Here is a 4,376-nt window from a genome sequence, read left to right on the forward strand (position 1 = left end):
GGTACTCCACCGCCAGGATCGCAAAGCCGTGGCGCCCGCTCGGCAGCTCCACCTCAAACGCGTCATCCACGCGCTTTTTCAACAACGCCCGCGCCAGCGGCGAATCGATGCTGATCCATCCCGTCGGCGCGTCGGTCTCATCCGGACCGACGATGCGATAGCGGCTCACCTCGCCGCTGTCCACGTTTTCCAGTTCCACCCATGCCCCGAAGAACACCGCCTGCGGGTCGGTCGGCGGCTGGTCGACGATGCGCAGCGCGTCCAGCCGCTTGGTCAGGTACCGCACGCGGCGGTCGATCTCGCCCAACTGCTTCTTGCGGTAGGTGTATTCGGCGTTCTCCGAGCGGTCGCCTTCGGCCGCGGCGGCTGCCAGTGCCTTGACCACGTCCGGGCGGCGCACGCGCCACAGGTCGTCCAGTTCGACTTTCAGCCGCTGGTGACCCTGTGCGGTGATCAGGGCCGTACTCTTTTCCGCAGGGGGACGCCAACGCGACATCAGGTCTGTCTGTGCTCTTGGAAAGGTGCCGCGCCCGACGGCGCGACACGCAGTATCAACGTTTGCCGCCGAAAATACCGCCAAGCAGGCCGCGCACGATCTGGTTGCCCAGCTTGGTACCCACGGTGCGCGTGGTCTGCTTGGCCATGGTCTCGATCATGCCCTGGCGGCGCTTGGTGCCGAAGATCGCATCCTTGATCGACTGGCCGAAGCCGCCTTCCTGCGCCTCGTCCTGCTGACGCGWCCGCGCGGCAGGGGCATCGGCCTGTGCGACCGACTTCTGCGCGCGTTGGGCCAGCAGTTCCGCCGCCGATTCGCGGTTGATCGCAGCGTCGTAGCGCGTGCCGACCGGGCTGCCAGCGCGCACCTGCGCACGTTCGGCCTCGGTGATGGCGCCCATCCGGCAGCGCGGCGGCGCGATCTGGGTCTGTTGCACGGGTGAGGGAATGCCCTTGTCCTGCAGCGTGGACACCAGCGCCTCGCCGGTGCCCAGCTTGGCCAGTACGGCGGCGACATCGAGCTTGGGATTGGGCACGAAGGTTTCCGCTGCGGTCCTTACTGCCTTCTGGTCGCGCGGGGTGAACGCGCGCAACGCATGCTGCACCCGGTTGCCCAGCTGGCCGAGGATGTTGGCCGGCACGTCATCGGGGAACTGCGAGCAGAAGTACACGCCCACGCCCTTGGAGCGGATCAGCCGCACCACCTGCTCGATGCGCTGGACCAGCGCCGGTGGCGCATCGTCGAACAGCAGGTGCGCTTCGTCGAAGATGAAGACCAGCTTGGGCTTGTCCAGATCGCCCACTTCCGGCAGCGTCTCGAACAGTTCGGACAACAGCCATAGCAGGAAGGTCGAATACAGCCGGGGCTTGAGCACCAGCTGGTCGGCGGCAAGGATGCCGATCACGCCACGACCATCGTGGTTGACGCGCATGATGTCGGCCAGTTCCAGCGCCGGCTCGCCGAAGAACGCTTCACCGCCGTCCTGCGACAGGCGCAGCAGCGAACGCTGGATGGCCGCCACGCTCTGCGCACTGACCAGCCCGTATTCGGTGGAGATGTCCTTGCGCTCTTCTGCGACCAGGCCGAGCAGGGCGCGCAGGTCGTCCAGGTCGAGCAGCAGCAGGCCGCGGTCATCGGCCAGCTTGAACACGATGTCGAGCACGCCGGACTGGGTGTCGTTGAGTTCCAGGATGCGCGCCAGCAGGGTCGGGCCCATTTCGCTGACGGTAGTGCGCACCGGGTGGCCGAGCTTGCCGTACAGGTCCCAGAACACCGTCGGGCTGGCGGCAGGCGCGTAATCGGTCACGCCGATCTCGGCGGCGCGCTGCAGCAGCGCCTCGGTGCCCGCGCCGGCCACGGCCAGGCCGGCCACGTCGCCCTTCACATCGGCCAGGAACACCGGCACGCCGATCCGCGAGAAACCTTCGGCCAGGGTCATCAGCGTGACGGTCTTGCCAGTGCCGGTAGCGCCGGCCACCAGGCCGTGGCGGTTGCCCAGGCGGGGTTGCAGGGTCACGGCGATATCGTCGGTGATGCCTTTGCCGAGCAGGATCGGATCCATGGTCAACTCGCTTGTGGAGGTGCTATGTGAATGGGCAGGATTCTAAACGTCGGCGCAGGCCGGGTCGCTTGGCGGGTTGCCCCGATGCAAGCGGCGCGGCTACTCTGCCCCATCTTTCGCACACAGTGCCAAAAATGCCCGTTCCTGTCTTGCTTGTCCGTGGTTGGCCGCTGTTGGCGCTGGCTGCAATGCTGTCATTCGTGCCAGAGGCACATGCCCAGCGGGTTTCCGCGCGTGATCGGGTCAAGGTCGAGGCGCTGGAGCAGCGCATGGCCGCGGCCGAGAAGCGCTACCGCGCCGCGCTGGTGCTGGTGGCCAACGCCGATCCCAAGGGCAAGAACGAAGGCGACGCCGCGCTGGAGGACATGGAGGACGTGATCAGCGCCTGCGTGGCCCAGAAGGGCTGCCAGGTGAGCAACATGCTGCCGGCCTACAAGCGCCTGCTCAAGGACAATGCCGACACCCGCGACAGCGAAGGCGATGAACTGGCCAGCGATGGCGGCCTGCTCGAAGCCGATCCGGACCACACCGGGCCGTTGGCTGCCGACGTGCCTGAGGCGGCACGCGCCGCAGCGCTGCTCAATGACAAGCGCCACGCCTTCGACAGCATGGTCGAGTACAACCCGGCCGTGCAGGCCGGCATCCGCCGCTGGCTGACCGACATGCGCCCGGCGTTGATGACCACCTACGAGAACTACCAGAACCTGCGCGCGGTGATGTGGCCCGAGTGGGAGAAGCGCGGCCTGCCCGAAGCGTTGCTGTTCGGGATCATGGCCAAGGAATCCAACGGCCGCGTGCATGCGTCCTCGCGCGCCGGTGCGGCCGGGCTGATGCAGTTCATGCCCGCCACCGGCCGTCGCTTCGGGCTGGGGCCGGACGGCACCGGCTTTGACACCCGCTTCGACGCGCGCAGTGCCGCCGAGGCCAGTGCCACCTACCTCAACGAACGCATGCGCGAGCTCAACAACAACGTCGAGCTGTCGCTGGCCGGCTACAACGGCGGTGAGGGCCGTGCCGCGCGCGTGTTCAAGCAGAGCGCCGGGCAGAGCTTCTGGACCGACAGCGTCTACAACCAGTTCCCCGGCGAGACCAAGGATTACGTGCCGATGGTGATCGCCGCGGCGTGGATCTACCTGCACCCGCAGCAGTACGGCGTGGAGTTCCCGAAGATCAGCGCGCAGCCGGCCACCATCCGCCTGGCCAAGTCCACCACCATCTACGAGCTGACCATCTGCCTGGGCAGCGCCGGCACCCGCGATGGCTACATGCGCGCGCTGCGCAACCTCAATCCGCGTTACGAAGCCGACGGCTGGATCCCGGCGGGCACCACGATCAACGCCACCACCCGCATCGCCGGGCTGTACAACCGCTATTGCGTGAGCGGCCCGCGCGCCGATCTGGCCCGTACGCTGATCACCGCCGACCTCAACGCGGCGATCGTGCGCCCGAGCGTGGCCAGCTATACCGGCAACGTGGCGGTGGGCAGTGTGGTGCCGGTGACGCAGGTCCAGGCCAGTGCAGTGGCGGCCACGCCGATCGCACCGGTGGCCACCCCGGCCGCCAAGCCCAAGGCCAAGGCCAAGCCGGTACGCAGCCACAAGGTGGGCAAGGGCCAGACGCTGGGCGCGATCGCCGACAAGTTCCAGTGCGACGTGCGTGAACTGGCGCGCGCCAACGGGCTCAAGGCCCCGGCGTACGCGCTCAAGCARGGCCAGGTGCTCAAGCTGCAGGGCTGCGACAGGTAAGCGCGGGCCGGATCGGGTAGGCTGCCGGCATCACGCCTGCGGCCCCCGCGCCACAGCACATCCATCGCCGGCCGTGGCGTTTCGCCGCGGCCCTCAGGTACACGCATACAGGACAGCAAGATGGATATCACCGCGATCAACGAGATGTTCGCCAACATCCGCGAGAACACCGATTGGGACCTCAACGGCCCGATGCTGTGGGGCTACTTCTTCGTCAACACCACGCCGGAGCCGCTGACCGGCCTGTCGGAAAAGCTGGTCGAGCTGGGCTACACGCTGGTGGAGATCTTCGAGCCGGACCTGGAAGAAGGCGAAGCGCCGTATCACGTGCTGCACGTGGAGCGCGCCGAAGTGCACACCGAGGCCTCGCTGGACGCCCGCAACCACGAGCTGCAGGCCCTGGCCGAAGCCAATGGCGTGGAAGACTACGACGGCATGGATGTGGGCCCGGTCGAGATCTGACCGCAGCGGACCGCGTCCCACAAAAAACGCCCCGATTTCCCGGGGCGTTTTTCGTGGGCGCGAGCCCCGGTAGTGCCGGCCGCTGGCCGGCTCCCCGTAATGCCTGCAATGC

Annotated in this window: 4 protein-coding genes; 2 read left to right on the plus strand and 2 right to left on the minus strand. The window is 67.4% G+C overall.

Annotated elements, in window-relative coordinates:
• Together greB and AC1DQP_RS17130 are read right to left on the minus strand one after the other, a co-directional pair.
• A partial coding sequence (greB, locus tag AC1DQP_RS17125) for a transcription elongation factor GreB (RefSeq protein WP_478052069.1) occupies positions 1-496 on the minus strand: 496 nt, incomplete at its 3' end.
• 55 nt (positions 497-551) lie between these two features.
• Positions 552-2,057, minus strand: coding sequence for a helicase HerA-like domain-containing protein (locus tag AC1DQP_RS17130; RefSeq protein WP_478052070.1), 1,506 nt, complete (start codon positions 2,055-2,057; stop codon positions 552-554).
• Between the two features lie 134 nt (positions 2,058-2,191).
• Between AC1DQP_RS17130 and AC1DQP_RS17135 the strand changes: the two genes are divergently transcribed.
• On the plus strand, positions 2,192-3,802 hold the full coding sequence (locus tag AC1DQP_RS17135) for a transglycosylase SLT domain-containing protein (RefSeq protein WP_457320890.1): 1,611 nt from the start codon (positions 2,192-2,194) through the stop codon (positions 3,800-3,802).
• 120 nt (positions 3,803-3,922) lie between these two features.
• Positions 3,923-4,264, plus strand: a complete 342-nt coding sequence (locus AC1DQP_RS17140; RefSeq protein WP_256774609.1) for a ribonuclease E inhibitor RraB — start codon at positions 3,923-3,925, stop codon at positions 4,262-4,264.
• Positions 4,265-4,376 lie beyond the last annotated feature (112 nt).

The organism is Stenotrophomonas sp. P5_A8, assembly GCF_056400545.1.

Bases quoted from the DNA above. Each gene is read 5' to 3' on its own strand.
- AC1DQP_RS17140 (WP_256774609.1), top strand. From the start codon at position 3,923: ATGGATATCACCGCGATCAACGAGATGTTCGCCAACATCCGCGAGAAC.